Origin of the sequence: Microbacterium sp. SORGH_AS_0454, from assembly GCF_031453395.1 — a bacterium.
In the GTDB taxonomy this organism is placed as follows: domain Bacteria; phylum Actinomycetota; class Actinomycetes; order Actinomycetales; family Microbacteriaceae; genus Microbacterium.
Genome location: NZ_JAVIYS010000001.1, coordinates 949,109 through 971,018, shown reverse-complemented (window position 1 = coordinate 971,018; position 21,910 = coordinate 949,109). Strand labels below are relative to the sequence as shown.

Below are 21,910 nucleotides of genomic sequence, written 5' to 3'. Positions count from 1 at the left end.
CACCGGCGTGCTCGGACCGACCTTTCCCCGCACGGCGCCACATGCAGTTGATGGGTGCCGCGTGGGTTCGAAGGGCCACCGAGCCCCAGGACAGCGTCCGCCGCACCTTTCCTCCGAGGAGCAGAGATGTCCGCTACCCCCGTCGCCACCCCCGCCGAGGTCACGCCCGGCGAGCGCGTGCAGCAGCACCGTCGGTACCTCATGTGCCGCCCCGAGCACTTCACGGTGAGCTACAGCATCAACCCGTGGATGGAGCCCTCGCGCCCCACCGACACGAACCTCGCCATGCGCCAGTGGCAGTCGCTCTACGACACCTACACGCAGCTCGGGCACGAGATCGAGCTGATCGACCCGCTCGAGGGACTGCCCGACATGGTCTACACGGCCAACGGCGGCTTCGTGATCGACGGGGTCGCGTACGGTCCCAAGTTCCGCTTCCGTGAGCGCGCGGCCGAGGCCCCCGCGTTCATCGACTGGTTCGCCGCGAACGGCTTCGAGGTCGCCGAGCCGGTCGAGGTCAACGAGGGCGAGGGCGACTTCCTGCTCGTGGGCGACACGATCCTCGCCGGCACGGGGTTCCGTTCCACCGGCGACAGTCACCGCGAGGTGGGCGAGGTCTTCTCGCGCGAGGTCGTGTCGCTGACGCTGACCGACCCGCGGTTCTACCACCTCGACACCGCGATCGCCGTGCTCGATCCCGTGGAGGGCCCCGGCGGCGTCGAGAAGGCGAACATCGCCTACCTCCCCAACGCGTTCGACGATCGGAGCCAGGCGATCCTGCGCGAGCGCTACCCGGATGCCATCCGCGTGTCCGACAGCGACGGTGCGGTGTTCGGGCTGAACTCCGCCAGCGACGGCAAGAACGTCATCATCTCCCCCCGCGCCGTGGGCTTCGAGGCGCAGCTGCGCGAGCGCGGGTACACCCCCGTGAAGGTCGATCTCTCCGAGCTGCTGCTCGGCGGCGGCGGCATCAAGTGCTGCACGCTGGAGCTGCGCGGCGGTTCGCGATGAGCACCACCGTCGACAACCTCGGCGCTCGTCTGATCGCCGAAGAGGGCGCGCACCTCGCCCACAACTACCACCCGCTGCCCGTCGTGGTCTCGCGCGCCGAGGGCGTCTGGGTCACCGACATCGAGGGCAAGCGGTACCTCGATCTGCTGTCGGCATACTCGGCGCTCAACTTCGGCCACGGACACCCGGCGATCCTCGCCGCCGCCCGAGAGCAGCTCGAGCGCCTGACTCTCACCAGTCGCGCGTACCACAACGACCGTCTCGGTCCCTTCGCCGCCGCGCTCGCGCAGCTCTGCGGCAAGGATCTCGTGCTGCCGATGAACACCGGCGCCGAGGCCGTCGAGACCGGGATCAAGCTCGCGCGCGCCTGGGGCTACCGCACCAAGGGCATCGCTGCAGACGCCGCGACCATCATCGTCGCGAACGGCAACTTCCACGGCCGCACCACCACGATCGTCGGCTTCAGCGACGACCCCACGGCGCACGACGACTTCGGTCCCTATGCGCCGGGCTTCGTGCACGTGCCCTATGGAGACGCGGATGCCATCGCCGCCGCGATCGACGAGAACACCGCGGCCGTCCTGCTCGAGCCCATCCAGGGCGAGGCCGGTGTGGTGCTCCCGCCCGAGGGGTTCCTGCAGCGGGTCCGCGAGATCTGCACCGAGAACAACGTGCTCTTCATCGCCGATGAGATCCAGTCGGGTCTGGGACGAGTGGGCGAGACGTTCGCGTGCGATCGCGAGGGCGTCGTGCCCGACGTCTATCTGCTCGGCAAGGCGCTCGGCGGCGGCATCCTGCCCCTGTCGGCCGTCGTCGCGAACGAGGACGTGCTCGGCGTCATCCGCGCCGGTGAGCACGGCTCGACCTTCGGCGGCAACCCGCTGGCCGCGGCCGTGGGCCTGCGGGTCGTCGAGATGCTGGCATCCGGAGAATTCCAGACCCGGGCGAAGGCACTGGGGGCGCACCTCGAGGCGTCGCTGCAGTCGCTGGTCGGAAACGGCGTCACGACCGTTCGCATCGCGGGCCTGTGGGCCGGCGTCGACATCGACCCCGCGTACGGCACCGGGCGCGAGGTGGCCGAGAAGCTGCTGACGCGTGGCGTGCTCGTCAAGGACACGCACGGTCAGACGATCCGCATCGCGCCGCCGCTGACCATCCGCGCGACCGAGCTGGACTGGGCCGTCGAGCAGGTTCGGCACGTGCTGTCGGTCTGAGCGCCGAACGGCCCCGCGCCCGCGCCCGCGCCGAGGCGTGCGTGTCCCACTTCGTGCGGATCCCGTGCGGATCTTCTGCACGAAGTGGGACACGGGCCGTCGCGCCGCGGACGGGCGTCGCGCCTCTTCGCGTCTCAGGCCACCGAGACCGTGCGCTCGTCCCAGCCTGTCGCGCCGTCGGGGGCGGGGGCGGCCACGTCGCTCGTCTGCGTCTGACCGTTGGTCGAGATCGCCCGGCACCGGATCGTGTGCGATCCGCTCGTGGCGTTCCACGGCAGGCTCCACTGCACCCAGGTGTCGGCCGAGATCGCGGTCGCCAGGGTCGCCGCCTGCCACGGGCCGTCGTCGATCTGCACCTCGACGCCCGAGACGCCCACGTGCGTCTGCCAGGCGACGCCCGCGATGACGGTGTCGCCCGCACCCAACCGAGCGCCCGACCGTGGCACGTCGATGCGCGACTGCAGCTTGACGGGTCCGCGTTCCGACCAGCCGCGCGAGGTCCAGTACCCCTCGGCGCGGTCGTAGCGGGTGACCTCGAGCTCGCTGACCCACTTCGTCGCCGACACGTAGCCGTAAAGACCCGGCACGACCATCCGCACGGGGAAGCCGTGCTCGATCGGCAGGGGTTCGCCGTTCATGCCGATGGCCAGCAGGGCGTCGCGGTCGTCGGTGAGGGCTTCGAGCGGAGTGGATGCCGTGAACCCGTCGACCGAGTGCGAGAGCACCATGTCGGCCTCGGCCGTCGGCTTCGCCCGCTCGAGGATGTCGCGAAGGGGGACGCCGAGCCAGCGGGCGTTGCCGATGAGAGACCCGCCCACCTCGTTCGACACGCACGCGAGGGTCGCGACGGTCTCTTTCTGGGGGAGGGCGACGAGGTCGTCCCACCGCAGCACGACCTCTTGCTCGACCATGCCGTGCACGCGCAGGGTCCAGGTCGCGGGGTCCACCTGCGGAACGACGAGGGCGGTGTCGATGCGGTAGAAGTCCGACGCGGGAGTGATGATCGGCCCGAGCCCGTCGATGCCGAGGTCGGCTCCGGCCGGGACGGGCGTGGTCGTCGCGGGCGAGGGCAGGCGCAGAGCGGAGCGCACCGCGCTGACGGCGCGCGCGCCCCCGCTCACCGCGACGGATCCGACGGCGGCGAGGGCTCCCGCCATGACGGCCACCCCCGAGAGCGCGAGGACGCTGCGCCGCGAGACGCCGTCGTCGGTCGGGGCCTTCGTTGACCGTCGCCGGAGCCGGGCGACCAGCAGCCCGGCCACCAGGGCGGCGGCGGCTCCCGCGACCAGCGACGGGAGGGGCGACAGTGTCCCGGCATCCGCCCGCGTCATCGAGACGATCGCGCCGATCACGCCGAGCGCCACGAGGACGACCCGCCCCCACGGGGCCTTGCGCCGTTCGAGAACTCCGGCGACGCCGGCGACGATCAGCAGCAGCACCGCGATCCCCAGGAGCAGGGCCGCCTTGTCGCCCGTACCGAACAGGTCGATGGCCAGGTCTTTCGCCCAGGCCGGGGCGAGGTCGATCATGCCCCCGCCGATGACGGCGAACGGGCTCGCGGTGGGCGAGACGATCGCCGCGGCGAGCTCGCCGAGGCCGGCGCCGAACACGGTGGCGGCGATCGAGGCGACGATCGCCGCGAGATCGCGGCGGCGGGAAGATGCGGGGGTCACGAGGGGAGCCTAGGGAGCCCCGGGCACCCGGGCGCCGCGCGTGCGATATTCACAGGCAACCGGCACCCGTCGCCGCACGGGGTCGCAGACGGAGGGCGCTGTCAAGCTTCTATCCGAAAGTCTCCGCGATGCCCACACTGACGCGGTGAAGCACCGCGACCATTCGGCATCCCCTCTTCTCCTGTCCGACGACGCCCCCGACCTCGACGATGTCCGTGAGGCGCTGGCGGGCATGGATGCCGTCGACGTGCCCGGCCGCGACATCGCCGCGACCCTGGCCTGGGCGACGACCGTCATCCCGCCGCGCTCTCTCGGCGCGACCTGGGAGCTGCTGGCCTCGGTCTCGGCGCGCGACGTGGCCGCCGCGCGCGTGCTCGAGCCCCACCTCGACGCCCTCGCGATCCTCGACGAGGCCGCCCGCGAGGGGATCGACGTCGACCTCGAGCCCGGCGGGTCGTGGGGGGTCTTCGCGGCGGAGGGGTCCGGCATGCGCGTGGAGGCGCGGCGCTCCGCCGGTACCTGGACACTGCACGGGACCAAGCCGTGGTGCTCGCTCGCCGCCCACCTCGATCGCGCGCTCGTGACCGCGTGGGTCGACGACGAACGGCGACAGCTCTTCGCCCTCGACCTGCGCGACCCGGGCGTCACCGCGCGGACCGGCCCCTGGCACGCCCGCGGACTCGACCGGGTCGTCAGCGCGCCGATCGACCTCGACGAAGCGGTCGCCGTCCCCGTGGGCGAGCCCGGCTGGTACCTGCGTCGGCCCGGCTTCGCGCACGGCGGGGTGGGGGTCGCGGCGTGCTGGTGGGGCGGGGCCCTGCCGCTGCGTGACGCGCTGCGCGCGGCCGCAGCCGTCGACCGCGCCGACCAGCTCTCCCGCGTGCATCTCGGCCGTGCCGATACGGCGCTCTGGGCCGCCCGCACCGTCTTGCGCGAGACGGCGGCGGCCTTCGAGGCCGGGGGTGCGGCATCCGCCGGTCTGCGTGCCGCCCGCGCGCGCACCGTGGTCGCCGACGCCGTGGAGACGACCCTCGTCCAGGCCGCGCACGCGCTGGGACCGTTGCCGCTCGTCGCCGACGAGGCGCACGCGCGGCGCGTCGACGACCTGCAGGTCTACCTGCGTCAGCACCACGGGGAGCGCGACGTCGCGCGAATAGGCGCCGAGGTCGCGACGGGAGCGGTCGCATGGTGAGCTTCGACCATCGCGATCCCGGCACCGACGAGAGCGTCTGGGCCGAGGCTCTTCGCCGAGACCTGCCCCCGCTCGATCTCGACGTCGACCATCTGATCGTGGTGGCCGCGCACCCCGACGACGAGAGCCTCGGAGCCGCGGGTCTGCTCGCGACCGCGGCGGCCCGCGGCATCCCGGTCGATCTTCTCGTCGTGACCGACGGCGAGGGCTCTCACCCCGATTCGCCCACCCACGGGCCCGCGACCCTCGCGCTGATGCGCCGCCGCGAGCTCTACGAGGCGGCGCGCATCGTGGGGCTGGTCGGTGAACCGATCTTCCTCGGCCTGCCGGACGGCGGGACGGAGGAGTATCGGGATGCCGTCTCCGCGGCGCTGCGCGAAACGCTCGACGCCGCGGCCGGTCGGCGCGTGCTGGTGCTGTCGCCGTGGCGGGGAGACGGGCACCGCGACCACCGGGTCGTCGGCGAGATCGTCGAGCAGGTCTGCGCCGCCCGCGGGGTGCGCTCGCGGGCCTTCCCGATCTGGCTCTGGCACTGGGGCGGCCCTGACGACGTGCCGTGGGACCGCGTCGAACGTCTCGTGCTCGAGCTCCGCGCGCGCGAGGCCAAGACCCGCGCCCTCGACGCGCACCGCAGTCAGCTCGAGCCGCTGTCGCGAGCACCGGGGGACGAGGCGATGATCCACGCCGGAATGCGCGCGCACGCCGAGCGCGACGCCGAGTTCTTCATCGTTCCGGAGCGCCCCGCCGCCCCGGCGGCCAGTGTCGGCCGGGAGTACTTCGACGACATGTACGCCCGCCACGACGACCCCTGGGGCTTCGACTCGCGGTGGTACGAGGAGCGCAAACGCGCCGTGCTCCTCTCCGCCCTCCCGCGGCGCCGCTACCGTTCGACCCTCGAGGCGGGGTGCTCGACCGGAGCGCTGACCGCCCAGCTGACCGACCGGAGCGATCGGGTGCTCGCCGTCGATCTCGCCCCCGCGGCCCTGGAACGCGCACGGACGCGTCTGGCGGGGCACGACAACGTCGAGCTGCGCCTCGCGACGCTTCCCGGCGCGTGGCCGGAGGGCGAGTTCGACCTGGTCGTGCTGTCGGAGGTGGCGTACTACTGGGCGGGAGTCGACCTCGATCGGGGGCTCACGGCGGCCGCCGCCTCGCTGAGCGTCGACGGCCACCTGGTCGCCTGCCACTGGCGGCATCCGGTCGCCGAGTATCCGCTCAGCGGCGACCAGGTGCACGACGCGCTCGCCGCCCGGGGCGACCTCGTGCGCCTCGCGCGGCACGACGAGGAGGACTTCGTGCTCGAGGTGTACGCGCACCCGGGCGTGCGATCGGTGGCGGCCGAGTCCGGACTCGTCCCGTGAGGGCGGTGGCCGTGGTGATCCCGGCGCACGACGAGGAGGCCCTGATCGGGCGCTGCCTGGCAGCGGTCGACCGGGCCGTCTCTCACGCGAAGGAGCGCACGCCCGACCTGGATGTCGCGGTCGTCGTCGTGCTCGATGCGTGCACCGACACCACCGCCGCGCAGGTGCGGCGCTGGCCGGTCGAGGCGGTCGAGATCGGCGCTCGCCGCGTGGGCACCGCGCGGCGGGTCGGTGTCGCTCATGCGCTCGGGGCGCTCTCCGCGAGTCCGGCCGACACGTGGATCGCCATGACCGATGCCGACACCGTCGTGCCCCCGAACTGGATCTCGCACCAGCTCGACCTCGCCGAGGCCGGGGTCGACCTCGTGCTCGGAACCGTCCGCCCCGACTTCGCCGACCTCAGCGCCCGCCACGCCGCGTACTGGCGTGCCACGCACCATCGGGGCGCACCGCCCGGGAACGTCCACGGGGCCAACCTCGGCGTGCGGGCGAGCACGTACGCCCGGGCGGGCGGCATCCCGGATCTCATCGAGCACGAGGACGTGGCCCTCGTCGGCGCGGCTCGGGCCCTCGGCGCGCGGGAGCGGGCGAGCGATGCGCACGAGGTCGAGACCTCCGGCCGATTCACGGGGCGCACGCCCGCCGGCTACGCGGCGTTCCTCGCGCGAGTGCACGCCTGGGTCGATGCGCCACCCCTGGCGGCCCCCGGCGCCTGACGCATCGGGCGGGGGCTCGTCAACCACCTCGGCCGTCGCGCACGCGCGCCGCAGACTGATCGTCCCCCGGAACGAGAGGCACCACCATGAAGGCACTGACCTGGCAGGGCAAGCGCAACGTGAGCGTCGAGGAGGTCCCCGACCCCGAGATCCTCGAGCCGACCGATGCGATCGTGAAGATCACCTCGACCGCGATCTGCGGCTCCGACCTGCACCTCTACGAACTCTTCGGCCCGTTCATCGACAGAGGCGACGTGCTCGGCCACGAGCCGATGGGCGTCGTCGTCGAGGTGGGCTCGGCCGTGACGAACCTGGCCGTCGGCGACCGCGTCGTCGTTCCCTTCAACATCTCGTGCGGCCACTGCTTCATGTGCCGCCGCGGCCTGCAGTCGCAGTGCGAGACGACGCAGGTGCGCGAGTACGGCAGCGGCGCGGCGCTCTTCGGCTACACGAAGCTCTACGGCCAGGTGCCCGGCGGTCAGGCGGAGTACCTCCGCGTGCCGCTGGCCGACTACAACCACATCCGCGTCGGCGACGACCTGCCCGACGACCGCTACCTCTTCCTCAGCGACATCGTGCCGACCGCCTGGCAGGGAGTGCAGTACGCGAACGTCCCCGAGGGCGGCACGCTCGCGGTCATGGGCCTCGGCCCGGTGGGGCAGTTCGCCGCCCGTATCGGCGTGCACCTGGGCTACCGCGTGCTCGCGATCGAGCCCGAACCCGAGCGCCGCGCGATGGCCGAGCGCCACGGCATCCTGACCTACGACCTGACCGACACGGTGGTCGACGAACTGATCGATCTCACCGAGGGTCGCGGGGCGGATGCCGTGGTGGATGCCGTGGGCATGGAGGCCCACGGAAACGGCGGCATCAGGCTGGCGCAGAACGCCGTGGGGCTGCTCCCCGATGCCCTCGCGCAGAAGGTCATGGACAAGGCCGGGCTCGACCGCCTCGCCGCGGTCTACGCCTCGATCGACCTCGTGCGCCGCGGCGGCACCGTTTCGTTGAGCGGCGTGTACGCCGGTGAGGCGGACGTGCTGCCGATGAAGACGATGTTCGACAAGCAGATCGCCATGCGGATGGGGCAGTGCAACGTCAAGCGCTGGATCGACGACCTGCTGCCGCTGGTCGAAGACCCCGCCGACCCGCTCGGCGTGATGGACCTGGTGACGCACCACGCCCCGCTCGAAGATGCCCCGGGCCTGTACGAGACGTTCCAGAAGAAGGAGGACGGCTGCATCAAGGTGGTCCTGCGCCCCGGCATCTGAGCCTTTCGGCGGCGCCGCGCGCGCGGGTGGGAAACGTGTGCGCAACACGGCGCTGAGTAGAGTCGACGCATGGGTGACCTGTTCGACGGTTACGGCTCCACGCTGGCGCCGCGCAAGACCGCTTCCGGCATCCCGGCGTTCGACGAGATGTTCGGCGTTCCGGCGAGTCCCGGAGATGCCGCCCCCTCGCGCGAGGTGTACCGGGAGCTGTACCAGACGCTCGCGCAGATGACGCAGGAAGAGCTGCGCGGGCGCACCGAGTCGCTCGCCAGCTCGTACCTCGCGCAGGGCGTGACGTTCGACTTCGCGGGCGAGGAACGCCCTTTCCCGCTGGATGCCGTGCCCCGGGTCATCGCGTACGACGAGTGGTCGCGCATCGAGGCCGGCGTGAAGCAGCGCGTCAAGGCTCTCGAGGCGTTCCTCGACGACGCCTACGGCAATCAGCACTGCGTACGCGACGGCATCCTGCCCGCGGGTCTCATCTCGTCGTCGCAGTACTTCTATCGTCAGGCCGCGGGTATCCGCAGCGCCAACGGCGTGCGCATCCAGGTGTCGGGCATCGACCTGATCCGCGACGAGCACGGCGAGATGCGCGTGCTCGAAGACAATGTGCGCGTGCCCTCCGGCGTCTCGTACGTCATCTCGAACCGCCGCGTCATGGCGCAGACGCTGCCCGAGCTGTTCGTCTCGATGCGGGTCCGCCCCGTCGGCGACTACCCGAACAAGCTGCTCGCCGCCCTCCGCGCCTCGGCCCCGCCCGGGATCGACGACCCGAACATCGTCGTGCTCACCCCGGGTGTCTACAACTCGGCGTACTTCGAGCACACGCTGCTCGCGCGCCTCATGGGCGTCGAGCTCGTCGAGGGGCGCGACCTGCTGTGCATCGGCGGCAAGGTGTTCATGCGCACGACCCGCGGGCCCCAGCGCGTCGACGTCATCTACCGCCGCGTCGACGACGACTTCCTCGACCCGCTGCAGTTCCGCGCCGACTCGATGCTCGGCGCCCCCGGGCTCATGCTCGCCGCGCGTCTGGGAAACGTCACGATCGCCAACGCGGTGGGCAACGGCGTCGCCGACGACAAGCTGCTCTACACGTATGTTCCCGACCTCATCCGGTACTACCTCGCCGAGGAGCCGATCCTCAAGAACGTCGACACCTGGCGGCTGGAAGACCCGGGCGCTCTCGAAGAGGTGCTCGACCGTCTTCCCGAGCTGGTCGTGAAGCCCGTCGACGGTTCGGGCGGAAAGGGCCTGGTCGTGGGGCCCGACGCCTCGCCCGCCGAGCTCGACGCCCTGCGCAAGCGGCTTCTGGCAGACCCGCGCGGGTGGATCGCCCAACCCGTCGTCATGCTCTCGACCATCCCGACCCTGGTCGAAGACGGCATGCGCCCTCGCCACGCCGACCTGCGCCCCTTCGCGGTCAACGACGGCGACGACATCTGGGTGCTGCCCGGGGGTCTCACCCGCGTCGCCCTCCCCGAGGGGCAGTTGGTGGTGAACTCCAGCCAGGGCGGCGGCTCGAAGGACACCTGGGTCGTCGGCGGCTCGGCCCCCTCCCACGTGGAGTACGGGCAGGGCAACGGCGTCTCGGGACTCGTCGCCGACCAGGCCGCGGTGACCGAGGCGATCCCGATCGTCTACGACGGTCAGCCCGCCCCCTCGACGTCGCCGCGCGACCCGCGGCCCGGCTCGACCTCCGGCAAGGAGCAGCAGGAGCAGCAGCAGCAGGATGCCGCCGTGCAGCACGGTCCGCAGGCCGAGCAGCAGCAGCAGTCGCAGGAGGTGCCCGGATGCTGAGTCGCATCGCCGAATCGCTGTTCTGGATCGGGCGCTACATCGAGCGCAGCGACGGAACCGCCCGCATCCTCGACGTGCACCTGCAGCTGCTGCTCGAGGACCCGTGGATCGATGAGGACACCGCGTGCCGTTCGCTGTTGAGCGTCATGGGTTCCGCCTGGCCCGAGAACGTCGACTCCGTACGTCGCGACGACGTCCTCGCCCGTCTCGCGGTCGACCGCATGAACCCGTCGAGCATCGCCTATTCGCTCACCGCGGCGCGCGAGAACGCCCGGCGCGCGCGCGAGATCGTCTCGACCGAGCTGTGGGAGATCCTCAACACCACGAACGCCCGGATGCCCCGGCGCCTGCAGACCGACAAGGTGCACGAGTTCTTCCAGTGGGTGCGCGAGCGCGCGGCCCTCGCGATCGGCATCGTCGACTCCTCGACGAACCGCGACGAGGCCTGGCAGTTCTTCACCCTCGGGCGCAGCATCGAGCGCACCGACATGACCGCGCGCCTGCTGGCAACGCGCTCGCTCACCGAGGTCTCGGGCCCGTCGTGGACGACGATCCTCCGCTCGTGCGGCGCGTACGAGGCGTACCTGCGCACGTATCGCGGCATGCCGAGCGCCCGCAACGCGGCGGAGTTCCTCCTGCTCGACCGGCTCTTCCCGCGCTCGATCATCTACTCGATCCAGCGTGCCGAGGACTGCATGAGCGCCATCGACCCGCGCGCCGACCGCGTCGGTCACTCCAACACGGTGCTCCGGGCTCTCGGCCAGATCCGCAACGACCTCGAGTACCGCCCCGTCAGCGACATCCTGGCGGAGCTGCCCGAGCACATGCAGCGCGTGCAGACGGTGACCCGGGAGGCGTCGGAGGCGATCCGCTCGCGGTTCTTCCCGACGCAGGCCGAGCCGAGCTGGATCGGAGAGATCTCATGACGGATGCCGTGGTCACTGCCCGGATGACGACCTCGGGGAGCCGTCGATGAAACGTCTGCGCATCGAACACCAGACCGGGTTCGTCTACCCGGGCGACGTCGTCGCCTCGTACAACGAGGCGCGCATGCTGCCGCACTCGACCGACAGCCAGTTCGTGCTGAGCTCGTCGCTCGACATCGAGCCGTCGACCTCGGTCAACCAGTACGTCGACTACTTCGGCACGCGGGTGGCGGCGTTCGACGTGCTGTCTCCGCACGGGGCGCTCACGATCACCGCGCGCTCCCTCGTCGAGGTGCGTCCGCGTCCCATCGAACACGCCGACATCACGTGGGAGCAGCTGGCCTCCGAGGCCGCCCGCTCGATCACGACCGTCGAGCAGTTGACGCAGACCCGTCGCACGACCCCGCACCCCGAGGTGGCGGAGCTCGCCCGCTCGATCGCCGCGCAGCACGACCGGCCCGGCCCCGCGGCGCACGCGATCGCCGAGGCGATCGGCAACGCCATCGACTACATGCAGGGCGTCACGGGCGTGCATTCGACGGCGGTCGACGCGTGGGAGGCGCGAAAAGGCGTCTGTCAGGACATCGCCCACATCGCGATCGGGGCCCTGCGCGAGGTCGGCATCCCGGCCCGCTACGTGTCGGGCTACCTGCACCCGAAGCCCTCCGCCGAGGTGGGCGAAGCGGTGACGGGGGAGTCGCACGCGTGGGTCGAATGGTTCGCCGGCGACTGGCAGGGCTTCGACCCGACGAACAACATCGAGATCGGCGACCGGCACGTGCTGGTGGGTCGCGGCCGCGACTACAACGACGTGCCCCCGCTCCGCGGCGTGTACGCCGGCCCCGGCAAGAGCAACCTCAAGGTCAAGGTCACGATCACACGCGAGACCTGAGGTCCCCGGCACGTTTGGACGCGGGCCATCGTGCGGAGTCCGTGCTCGACACGCCGGGAGCCGGCATCCCGAACGGGCGTGTCGACCACGACGTCCGCGGGACGGCGCGGCACGGCGGAACGGGATGCCGCGGGTCAATCCTGCGGGCCGACCGCGGATGCCGCGGCGCCGAGCAACCGCTGGACGTCGCGGTGCACGGCGAGCAGGTCCGCCGTCTCGCCGCGGTCGGCGCGGCGGGCCCACTCGTCGAGCGCGGTTCGCATCTCGAGCGCCGCGAGACCGACGGCGGCCCGCACGGGGAGCTCGCTCAGGCCCACGCGTGCGGCGATCTCGGGGATGAAGCGGTCGGACGAGGTCGTCTCGCGGCGGATGGCGGCGCCCAGCAGCGAGGGCTCGTGACCGATCAGCCGGCGCACGCGGAGAAACCTCTCTCGCGCTCGCGCGTCCGCGTGCAGGCGCGCCAGTTCGAGGGCGAAGACGTCTCGGAGAGCGCGGGTGAGGGTGCCGATGTCGTCGCCGTCGTCTCCGACCTCGGCGAGGGCGGAGACGAAACGCTCGTCGTCGATGAAGACGGCGTCTTCTTTCGTGCCCGCCAGGCGGAAGAACGTGCGCGCCGACACTCCCGCTCGAGCGGCGATCTCGTCGACCGTGGTGCGGGCGACCCCCTTCTGCTCGAAGAGGTCCAGGGCCGCTTGGCAGATCTCGAGGGTGGTCTCGCGTCGACGACGCTCTCGTAATCCCTCGCCGGCGGGTGCCGCTGCGGTCTCCATATCGGCTACAGTAGTCCATGTCTTATTGGCAGTAACTGCCAACTTGTCTCGAACTGCTCAGATTGGTCTCTCATGGTCGCCACCGGAACCGTCCCCACCGCCGCGCCACCCGGAAGGACCGCCGCCCGCCCGGGTGCGGTCATCGCCCTGCTGGTGGTCGCCGCCTTCGTCGTGATCCTCAACGAGACGATCATGGGCGTCGCGCTTCCCGAACTCATGCGCGAGCTCGACATCACCGCGGCCACCGCCCAGTGGCTCACCACGGCGTTCCTGCTCACGATGGCCGTGGTCATCCCGGCCACGGGCTTCCTCATCCAGCGCTTCCCCCTGCGCACCCTGTTCTTCACCGCGATGGGTCTGTTCACTCTCGGAACCGTCATCGCAGCCTCGGCCCCCGGCTTCGGCGTGCTGCTGATCGGACGCATCGTGCAGGCGTCCGGTACGGCGATCATGATCCCGCTGCTGTTCACGACGGTGCTCAACGTGGTGCCCGCGAACCGCCGCGGACGCATGATGGGCCTCATCTCGATCGTGATCTCGGTCGCACCCGCCGTCGGCCCGACGGTCTCGGGGCTGATCCTTTCGGTCTTCCCCTGGCGCGCGATGTTCATCGTGATGGTGCCGATCGCCCTCGTGGCGATCGCGCTCGGCGCCCGCTGGGTCAAGAACCTCACCGAGACGCGTCGCGTGAGCCTCGACGTGCTCTCGGTGGTGCTCTCGGCCCTCGCCTTCGGCGGCATCATCTTCGGCCTCTCGAGCATCGGCGAGGCGGCCGGCGGACACGCGCTCGTGCCGATCTGGGTCCCGCTCGTGGTCGGCGCGGTGGCGCTGGCCGGCTTCGTCGTGCGCCAGCTGCGTCTGGGTGCGACCGACCGCGTGCTGCTGAACCTCGCGGTGTTCCGCCACTCGACATTCACCATCGCGGTCGTTCTCGTGGTGGTCGCGATGACGGTGCTCTTCGGGGTGCTGATCCTGCTGCCGCTGTACGTCCAGAACGTGCTGGGTCTCGGCACCTTGTCGGCCGGTCTCATGCTGCTGCCGGGTGGTCTGCTGATGGGGCTCATGGCGCCGCTCGTCGGCAACCTCTTCGACCGCTTCGGTGCCCGGCCGCTCGTTCTTCCGGGGGCGATCGTCGCGAGCGTGGCCCTGTGGGGCTTCGCGACCCTGTCGGTGGACACGTCGATCGGGTTCGTCATCGCCGTGCACTGCGTGCTGAGCCTGGGGCTGGCGTTCATGTTCACCCCGCTCATGACCTCGGCCCTCGGTTCGCTCCCTCGCCACCTCTACCCGCACGGCTCGGCGATCGTGTCGACCGTCCAGCAGCTCGCGGGGGCGGCCGGTACGGCGGTGTTCGTGACCCTCATGACGGTGGGCGCGGCGGCGTCGGCGGCGCAGGGCACTGGTGTCGTGGATGCCACGGCCTCCGGCATCCACACCGCCTTCTTCGTCGCGGCGTGCCTGTCGCTGGCGGTGATCGTGCTCGCGGTGTTCGTGCGGACGCCGAAGCAGGTCGAGGGCGCCGAGGCGACGCCCGCGCACTGACGGGCGGGCGGTGCGTCAGGAGCCCGTCGAGGCGCGGGCGATGAGCTCGGGGCGGTAGCGCACGGTCCGTGGCGCGGCGGTCGGGTCGCCGATGCTCTCGAGGAGCAGGTCGACCGCCGTCACCCCGATCGCGTGAGCGGGCTGCCGGATGGAGGACAGCGGGACGACCGTCGCCTGGGCGAAGTCGATGTCGTCGTAGCCGATGAGGGCGAGATCGTCCGGCACGCGGACCGACCCGAGGATCGTGGCGCCCTGCAGCACTCCGACGGCGAGCAGGTCGTTGGCGCAGAAGGCGGCATCCGGTCGGTCCTCCGCCGGGCGGGCGGCGATCCGCTCGCCCACCGCGCGACCGGCCAGGACCGTCAGTGCCGGCGTCGCCAGCACCTCGAGGGTGGCGTCCGGTACCTCGTCGAGCGCGCGGCGCGCGCCGGCGAGGCGGTCGGCGACCTGGCGGACGGAGGCCGGCCCGCCCACAAAGGCGATGCGGCGTCGACCGCGTGACAACAGGTGGCGTACGGCGAGATAGCCGCCCTCGACGTCGTCGACGGAGACGGCGGCGATGCGTGCGTCGGGCAGCTCGCCGTCGACGAGCACGAGGGGGATGCCGGCGGCGGCCAGGGTGGGCGAGGCGAGATCGCTGGGCGTGAGCAGCACGCCGCGTACGCGCTGCTCACGGAAGAGATCGAGGTAGGCGCTCTCGCGGGCACCGTCATGGCCGCCGTTGCCGAGCAGCACCGTCATGCCGTGCTCCGCGGCGCGGTCTTCGGCGCCGCGGGCGACTTCGGCGAAGAAGGGGTTCGCGCTGTCGAGGACGATCAGACCGATCGAGCGGCTGTTTCCGGCCCGAAGCTGGCGGGCAGCGTCGTTGCGCACGAATCCGAGGTCGTCGATGGCCTCGTGGACGCGCTCGACGGTCGCGGCGGACACCTTCTCGGGGCGGTTGAGCACGTTCGAGACCGTGCCCACCGAGACGCCGGCGGCGGCGGCGACGTCTTTGATGCTCGGCGTCATCGTTTCTTCCCGGTTGTTGACGAACGTGTGGCGTCCAGGTTACTCTCTGAAACGATTCACCGATTGGAACGATTCAACATCGAATCGTCGGGCACCGTCAGCCCCCTCCGATCCGTGGACGACCACGAAGGAGTGACATGACAGCCCGCGTTGCTTTCACGCTGCGCGTCCGAGCCGAGCTCGCCGACGCGTACGTCTCCCGGCACAGCCCGGTGAGCGCCGAGATGCTCGCCGAGATCGCCGCGGCCGGACGCCGCAACTACTCGCTGTTCCTCGACCGCGCCACCGGCACGCTGTTCGGCTACTACGAGACCGACGACGACGCCGCCGCGCAGCAGTACCTCGCCGCCTCCCCGATCGCCGCGGCCTGGGAAGCCGAGATGGCCCCCTTCTTCGCCGACCTCGACGGCCGCCCCGACCAGGCGGCCACCCCCCTCGTCGAGGTCTTCCACCTCGCCGACCAGCTCGCGGACGCCGGATCCTCGGCATCCGCCCCGAACGAAAGCATCCCGTCATGACGACGCTGTCACCCGATGTCCTCGCGACCCTCGAGAAGCAGGCGATCGAGCTGCCCTCGTGGGCCTTCGGCAACTCCGGCACGCGCTTTCGCGTGTTCCCGACCGCCGGCACCCCGCGCGACCCCTTCGAGAAGATCGCCGACGCCGCCGAGGTCAACCGCCTCACCGGCCTCGCCCCCTCGGTCGCCCTCCACATCCCGTGGGATCTCGTCGACGACTTCGACGCCCTGCGTCGGCACGCCGAGGACCTCGGGGTGCGCCTCGGCACGATCAACTCGAACACGTTCCAGGACGAGGACTACAAATTCGGCGCCCTCACCCACCACGACGAGCGGATCCGCCGCAAGGCCATCGAGCACCACCTCGCCTGCATCGACGTGATGGATGCCACGGGCTCGCGCGACCTGAAGATCTGGCTCGCCGAGGGGTCGAACTACCCGGGTCAGAACGACATGCGCGACCGCCAGGACCGCCTGAACGACTCCCTGCGGCAGATCTACGCCCGCCTCGGCGACGACCAGCGTCTCGTGCTGGAGTACAAGTTCTTCGAGCCGTCGTTCTACCACACCGATGTTCCCGACTGGGGGACCTCCTACGTGCAGGTGGCGTCGCTCGGCGACAAGGCGATGGTGTGCCTGGATACGGGACACCACGCACCCGGAACGAACATCGAGTTCATCGTGATGCAGCTGCTGCGGCTCGGAAAGCTCGGCTCGTTCGACTTCAACTCCCGCTTCTACGCCGACGACGACCTCATCGTCGGCGCGGCCGATCCGTTCCAGCTGTTCCGCATCCTCGTCGAGGTCGTGCGCGGTGGCGGCCTGAACAACCCCGAGGTCGCGTTCATGCTCGACCAGTGCCACAACATCGAGGACAAGATCCCCGGGCAGATCCGCTCGGTGCTCAACGTGCAGGAGATGACGGCCCGCGCCCTGCTGCTGGATCGTGACGCACTCTCATCCGCGCAGCAGGCGAACGACGTGCTCGGCGCCAACGCCGTGATGATGGACGCCTTCGCGACCGACGTGCGCCCGGCCCTGGCCGAATGGCGCACCGCGCGGGGCCTTCCCGCCGACCCGATGGCGGCGTATGCCGCCTCCGACTACCAGACCCGCATCGCCGCCGACCGTGTCGGCGGCACCCAGGCCGGATGGGGAGCCTGATCATGACCACGACCACCACCAAGCGGCCGCTCTCGGCCTGGAAAGCCACGATCGCCGTGGCGATGTCGAACTACATCGAGGCGGGCGCGATCATCGCCCTCGCCACGAGCCTCACGCTCTGGCAGGAGTCTTTCGGCTTCAGCGACGGCGTCGTCGGCGTCATCGCGGCCCTTTCGGCCAACGCCTTCGGCTCGGCGATCGGAGCCGCCATCGGCGGCCCCCTCTGCGACCGTCTCGGCCGCAAGTTCATCTACACCTACGACCTCATCGTGTTCATGGTCGGCGCCCTTCTCGTCGCCTTCTCGGGCAACGTCGGCGTGCTGCTGGCCGGAGTCATCCTCATGGGTATCGCCGTGGGCGCCGGGGTGCCGGCATCCTGGACCTACATCGCCGAGGAGGCGCCCAGCGAGCACCGCGCGGCCCATGTCGGAACCGCCCAGCTGGCGTGGTCGATCGGACCGGCCGTCGGCTTCCTCCTCGCCGTCGTGGTGGCCCCCCTCGGGCTGTGGGGCTCGCGCCTGATCTTCCTGCACCTGTTCGTCATCGCCGCCGTCACCTGGTGGGTGCGGCGGGGCTTGCCCGAGTCGCGCCGGTGGAAGCAACAGCGGGAGGCGGCGACCAACGCCGGCGAGCGCATCTCGTTCTTCAGCGGTCTGGCGGGGCTCCTGCGCGAGCGGAAGAACTGGACGGCGCTGCTGTTCCTCCTCGGCGTCTACGGCCTGTGGAACACCGTCGCCGGGCAGGCGGGCATCTTCCAGCCCCGGGTCTACGACGCCTCGGGCCTGCACGACCCGGTGCAGCAGAACCTCCTGCAGGTGCTGGTGTGGACCCTCACCGCGGCCGCGACGTACTTCGGATTCATGCGCTACGGCGATCGCGTGAGCCGGCGCTGGCTGTACTTCGGCGGAGCCGCCCTCGGCGTCGTCGCGTGGGCCGTGCTGATCTACGCCCCGCCCGGACTGGGCTCGCTGCTGTTCTTCGCGGTGGCGTGGGGTGTGTCGGCCGGACTCGGCGCGCAGGCCTTCTACGGCCTGTGGACCGCCGAACTGTTCGCGACCCGCTACCGGGCGAGCGCGCAGGGCGTGCTGTTCATGCTCGCTCGCGTGATGGTCGGACTGCTGAGCCTGGTGTTCCCGATCCTGCTGGCCCAGACCGGGCTGGCCGTGCTCGGGCTCATCATCCTCGCGCTGCTCGTTGCGGCGCTCGTCATCGGCACCGTGTGGGCGCCGAAGACCGAGGGCAAGTCGCTCGATGAGATCGAGCACGAGCGGTACGGCACCGGCGTGCCGCTGTCGACGCCCGTCCCGCCGAATCTCTGATCCGCTCCCGTCCGATCGAAGGGCTTCCCCATGACCAGTTCCCCCTCCGCCGACACCGCCGCCGCCCTCGTCGCGCGCAGCAACCGCCTCGGCTCCGACCCCAAGGTCACCAACTACGCCGGCGGCAACACCTCCGCCAAGGGCACCGACACCGACCCCGTCACCGGTCAGCCGGTGGAGCTGCTGTGGGTGAAGGGCTCCGGGGGTGACCTCGGCACCCTCACCGAGAAAGGGCTCGCCGTGCTGCGCCTCGACCGCGTTCGCGCGCTCGTCGACGTCTATCCCGGCATCGACCGCGAAGACGAGATGGTCGCGGCCTTCGACTACTGCCTGCACGGCAAGGGAGGAGCAGCGCCCTCGATCGACACCGCCATGCACGCACTGGTCGATGCCCCGCACGTCGACCACCTGCACCCCGACGCGGGCATCGCGATCGCGACGGCCGCCGACGGCGAGGCTCTGACGCAGAAGATCTTCGGCGACGCGGTCGTGTGGGTGCCGTGGCGTCGCCCCGGGTTCCAGCTGGGCCTGGACATCGCCGCGATCAAGGAGAAGAACCCGCGGGCGATCGGCACGATCCTCGGCGGCCACGGCATCACCGCGTGGGGAGACACCTCGGAAGAGGCCGAGCGGAACAGCCTGTGGATCATCGACACGGCGCAGGCGTACATCGACGAGCACGGCGCCGCCGAGCCCTTCGGCGGCGTGCGCGAAGGATTCTCCGCCCTGCCCGCGTCGGAGCGCCGCGCGAAGGCGGCGGCCCTCGCCCCGACCATTCGCGGCCTCGCCTCGACCGACAAGCCGATGGTCGGCCACTTCACCGACGCCGACGTCGTGCTCGACTTCTTGGCATCCGAGAAGGCTCCGGCTCTGGCCGAGCTCGGCACGAGCTGCCCCGATCACTTCTTGCGCACCAAGGTCAAGCCGCTCATCCTCGACCTGCCGGCCGACGCCGCGGTCGACGACGCGATCGCCCGGCTGAAGGAACTGCACGTCGCCTACCGCGCGGACTACCAGGCGTACTACGACGCGCACGCCGACGCCGACAGCCCCGCGATCCGCGGCGCCGACCCGCTCATCGTGCTCGTGCCGGGCGTCGGCATGTTCTCGTACGGCGCGAACAAGCAGACCGCGCGCGTGGCGGGGGAGTTCTACGTCAACGCGATCAACGTCATGCGCGGAGCCGAGGCCCTGTCGACGTATTCTCCGATCTCGGATGCCGAGAAGTTCCGCATCGAGTACTGGGCGCTCGAAGAGGCCAAGCTTCAGCGGATGCCGAAGCCGAAGACGCACCAGGGGCGCATCGCGTTCGTCACGGGCGCGGCATCCGGAATCGGAAAGGCCATCGCCACGCGCCTCGCCGCCGAGGGCGCGTGCGTCGTCGTCGCCGACCTCGACCTCGACAAGGCCCGGGCGGTCGCCGCCGAGCTCGGGTCGACCGACGTCGCGATCGGGGTCGCCGCGAACGTGGCGGATGCCGAGGGCGTGCAGGCCGCGATCGACGAGACCGTGCTCGCTTTCGGCGGCATCGACCTCGTCGTCAACAACGCCGGACTCTCGCTGTCCAAGCCCCTGCTCGAGACCACCGAGAAGGACTGGGACCTGCAGCACGACGTCATGGCGAAGGGCTCCTTCCTCGTCTCGAAGGCCGCCGCGAAGGCGCTCATCGAGCAGCGCATGGGCGGAGACGTCATCTACATCTCGTCGAAGAACTCCGTCTTCGCCGGGCCCAACAACATCGCGTACTCGGCGACCAAGGCCGACCAGGCGCACCAGGTGCGACTGCTCGCGGTCGAGCTCGGCGAGCACGGTGTGCGCGTGAACGGCATCAACCCCGACGGGGTCGTGCGCGGCTCGGGCATCTTCGCCGCCGGCTGGGGCGCCAACCGCGCCGCGACCTACGGCGTCGAAGAGAAGGACCTCGGCCAGTTCTACGCCAACCGCACGATCCTCAAGCGCGAGGTCGTGCCCGAGAACGTCGCCGACGCGGTGTATGTGCTCACGGGCCCAGAGCTCTCGCGCACGACGGGCCTGCACATCCCCGTCGATTCGGGCGTCGCCGCGGCTTTCCTGCGATGAGCAGCGCCGAGCCGGTCGGGGCCGCGCCGATCGGAGCCGTCCGTGCCGTGGCGGCCGTGGACCTGGGCGCCACCAGCGGTCGCGTGATGATCGGTCGGGTCGGCGACGCGGTGCTCGAGCTCGAGCAGGTCGCCCGCTTCCCCAACGGGCCCGTCGAACGCGAGGACGGGTGGCACTGGGACATCGAGGCCCTGTGGCGCCACGTGCGCGCGGGTCTCGCCGAGGCGCTGCGCCGCGAGCCCTCGATCGAGAGCGTGGGCATCGACTCGTGGGCCGTCGACTACGGACTGCTGCGCGACGGCGAGCTCGTCGCCGAGCCGTTCCACTACCGTGACGACCGCACCGCGCGCGGAGTGGATGCCGTGCACGCGGCCGTTCCGTTCGAGCAGCTGTACCGCCGGAACGGGCTGCAGTTCCTGCCCTTCAACACGCTGTACCAGTACGCCGCCGATCCGCAGCTCGCTACGGCGGAGTCGAGCCTGCTCATTCCCGACCTGTTCGCGGAGCGTCTCACCGGCAAGCGGGTCGCCGAGCGCACGAACGCCTCGACGACCGGGTTGCTCGACGTGCACACGGGGGAGTGGGACGCCGCGCTCGCCGAGGCGCTCGGCACCCCCGCATCCGTCCTGCCCCCGCTCGTGGACCCCGGAGAGACGATCGGGAACGCGCCCGAGGATCTCGGGGGCCTGCCGGTCGTGGCCGTCGGCTCGCACGACACCGCCTCGGCCGTGGTGGCGGTACCGATGTCGTCGCCGCACGCGGCCTACATCTCGTGCGGCACGTGGGGCCTGGTGGGTCTGGAGCTCGAGGCGCCGATCGTGACGGATGCCGCGCGCGCGGCGAACTTCACCAACGAGGGCGGTGTCGACGGGCGCATCCGCTTCCTGCGCAACGTCACGGGCCTGTGGTTGCTCAGCGAGACCGTGCGGGCGTGGTCCGAGGCCGACGGCGCACCCGTCGACCTCGGACAACTGCTCGCGGCCGCGGCGTCGGTCGCGGCACCCGCGCGCCTGTTCGATGCCGACGACCCCTCGCTCGCCGCCCCCGGCGACATGCCCGCGCGGATCGCGGCCCTGCTCGGCGGTGCCGCCCCGGGGCGCTCGGGCCGCCCGATGTTCGCGCGAATCATCGTCGAGAGCATCGCCGAGGCGTTCGCGACGACCCTGCGCACGGCCGAGGGGCTCGCCGAGCGCGAGATCGACGTCGTGCACCTCGTGGGCGGCGGGGCGCTCAACACCCTGCTGTGCCAGGCGACGGCCGACCGTTCGGGCCTTCCCGTGCTCGCGGGGCCCGTCGAAGCGACCGCGCTCGGCAATGTTCTGGTGCAGGCCCGCGCGCGGGGGTGCTTCGGCGCCGACGCCTCTCTCGAAGACCTGCGGGCCCGCGTATCGGCGGCCTACCCTCCCAAGCGCTTCTCCCCACGATCCTGAAACCCCTTCCCGACCCGCCCGAGCGGGC

At 71.1% G+C, this 21,910-nt stretch carries 18 protein-coding genes; 15 read left to right on the top strand and 3 right to left on the bottom strand.

Translation table 11 applies throughout. The features are described 5' to 3' along the window. Positions 1 to 126: 126 nt before the first annotated feature. Both ddaH and rocD read left to right on the top strand, forming a co-directional pair. Positions 127 to 1,011, top strand: coding sequence for a dimethylargininase (gene ddaH / locus QE454_RS04445; RefSeq protein WP_307457692.1), 885 nt, complete (start codon positions 127 to 129; stop codon positions 1,009 to 1,011). Next, positions 1,008 to 2,225 carry an ornithine--oxo-acid transaminase gene (rocD, locus tag QE454_RS04440; RefSeq protein ID WP_307457694.1) on the top strand — a complete coding sequence of 406 codons (1,218 nt, stop codon included), beginning with the start codon at positions 1,008 to 1,010 and terminating at the stop codon, positions 2,223 to 2,225. The genes ddaH and rocD overlap by 4 nt, the downstream gene beginning before the upstream one ends. Before the next feature lie 134 nt (positions 2,226 to 2,359). Here the strand turns inward: rocD and QE454_RS04435 are convergent, their stop codons facing one another. Continuing rightward, positions 2,360 to 3,898, bottom strand: coding sequence for a molybdopterin-dependent oxidoreductase (locus QE454_RS04435; RefSeq protein WP_307457697.1), 1,539 nt, complete (start codon positions 3,896 to 3,898; stop codon positions 2,360 to 2,362). 145 nt (positions 3,899 to 4,043) lie between these two features. On the opposite strand from QE454_RS04435, the gene QE454_RS04430 reads away from it, so the two are divergent. From QE454_RS04430 to QE454_RS04400, 7 genes are all read left to right on the top strand, one after another. Beyond that, entirely contained in the window at positions 4,044 to 5,090 is a 1,047-nt protein-coding gene (locus QE454_RS04430; protein WP_307457700.1) for an acyl-CoA dehydrogenase, read from the top strand. Next, complete coding sequence (locus tag QE454_RS04425; protein ID WP_307457703.1) at positions 5,084 to 6,451, top strand: PIG-L family deacetylase; 1,368 nt, start codon at positions 5,084 to 5,086, stop codon at positions 6,449 to 6,451. The genes QE454_RS04430 and QE454_RS04425 overlap by 7 nt, the downstream gene beginning before the upstream one ends. 5 nt (positions 6,452 to 6,456) lie before the next feature. Continuing rightward, complete coding sequence (locus QE454_RS04420; protein ID WP_307457707.1) at positions 6,457 to 7,167, top strand: glycosyltransferase family 2 protein; 711 nt, start codon at positions 6,457 to 6,459, stop codon at positions 7,165 to 7,167. Positions 7,168 to 7,253: 86 nt separating this feature from the next. Beyond that, positions 7,254 to 8,435: a zinc-dependent alcohol dehydrogenase gene (locus QE454_RS04415; RefSeq protein WP_307457710.1), complete on the top strand. Its 1,182-nt coding sequence runs from the start codon at positions 7,254 to 7,256 to the stop codon at positions 8,433 to 8,435. Between the two features lie 69 nt (positions 8,436 to 8,504). Further along, positions 8,505 to 10,232, top strand: coding sequence for a circularly permuted type 2 ATP-grasp protein (locus QE454_RS04410; RefSeq protein WP_307457713.1), 1,728 nt, complete (start codon positions 8,505 to 8,507; stop codon positions 10,230 to 10,232). Then, a complete protein-coding gene (locus QE454_RS04405; protein ID WP_115917012.1) occupies positions 10,226 to 11,158 on the top strand; it encodes an alpha-E domain-containing protein in 933 nt (310 codons plus the stop codon). Before QE454_RS04410 ends, QE454_RS04405 begins: the two co-directional genes overlap by 7 nt. 46 nt (positions 11,159 to 11,204) lie before the next feature. After that, positions 11,205 to 12,050, top strand: coding sequence for a transglutaminase family protein (locus QE454_RS04400; RefSeq protein ID WP_210076091.1), 846 nt, complete (start codon positions 11,205 to 11,207; stop codon positions 12,048 to 12,050). 134 nt (positions 12,051 to 12,184) lie between these two features. Here QE454_RS04400 and QE454_RS04395 read toward each other — a convergent pair whose 3' ends face one another. After that, positions 12,185 to 12,820, bottom strand: a complete 636-nt coding sequence (locus QE454_RS04395) for a TetR/AcrR family transcriptional regulator (protein ID WP_307457716.1) — start codon at positions 12,818 to 12,820, stop codon at positions 12,185 to 12,187. Between the two features lie 72 nt (positions 12,821 to 12,892). Here QE454_RS04395 and QE454_RS04390 point away from each other — a divergent pair, with 72 nt between their 5' ends. Next, entirely contained in the window at positions 12,893 to 14,362 is a 1,470-nt protein-coding gene (locus QE454_RS04390; RefSeq protein WP_267788361.1) for an MDR family MFS transporter, read from the top strand. Positions 14,363 to 14,377: 15 nt separating this feature from the next. On the opposite strand, the gene QE454_RS04385 is transcribed toward QE454_RS04390, so the two are convergent. Beyond that, positions 14,378 to 15,373, bottom strand: a complete 996-nt coding sequence (locus QE454_RS04385; protein WP_307457723.1) for a LacI family DNA-binding transcriptional regulator — start codon at positions 15,371 to 15,373, stop codon at positions 14,378 to 14,380. Between the two features lie 137 nt (positions 15,374 to 15,510). Between QE454_RS04385 and QE454_RS04380 the strand changes: the two genes are divergently transcribed. From QE454_RS04380 to QE454_RS04360, 5 genes are read left to right on the top strand one after another with little or no spacing between them, the layout of a single operon-like run. Continuing rightward, positions 15,511 to 15,891 carry an L-rhamnose mutarotase gene (locus QE454_RS04380; protein WP_307457727.1) on the top strand — a complete coding sequence of 127 codons (381 nt, stop codon included), beginning with the start codon at positions 15,511 to 15,513 and terminating at the stop codon, positions 15,889 to 15,891. After that, a complete protein-coding gene (gene rhaI, locus QE454_RS04375) occupies positions 15,888 to 17,054 on the top strand; it encodes an L-rhamnose isomerase (RefSeq protein WP_210076102.1) in 1,167 nt (388 codons plus the stop codon). The genes QE454_RS04380 and rhaI overlap by 4 nt, the downstream gene beginning before the upstream one ends. A gap of 2 nt (positions 17,055 to 17,056) precedes the next feature. Next, positions 17,057 to 18,373 (top strand): MFS transporter, encoded by a 1,317-nt coding sequence (locus tag QE454_RS04370; RefSeq protein WP_210076104.1) that lies wholly within the window; start codon positions 17,057 to 17,059, stop codon positions 18,371 to 18,373. Between the two features lie 30 nt (positions 18,374 to 18,403). Next, the gene (locus QE454_RS04365; protein WP_307457732.1) at positions 18,404 to 20,452 is read left to right on the top strand and encodes a bifunctional aldolase/short-chain dehydrogenase; all 2,049 of its coding nucleotides are present in this window, start codon (positions 18,404 to 18,406) and stop codon (positions 20,450 to 20,452) included. After that, positions 20,449 to 21,882: a rhamnulokinase family protein gene (locus QE454_RS04360; protein WP_307457735.1), complete on the top strand. Its 1,434-nt coding sequence runs from the start codon at positions 20,449 to 20,451 to the stop codon at positions 21,880 to 21,882. The genes QE454_RS04365 and QE454_RS04360 overlap by 4 nt, the downstream gene beginning before the upstream one ends. The last annotated feature ends 28 nt before the right edge of the window (positions 21,883 to 21,910 follow it).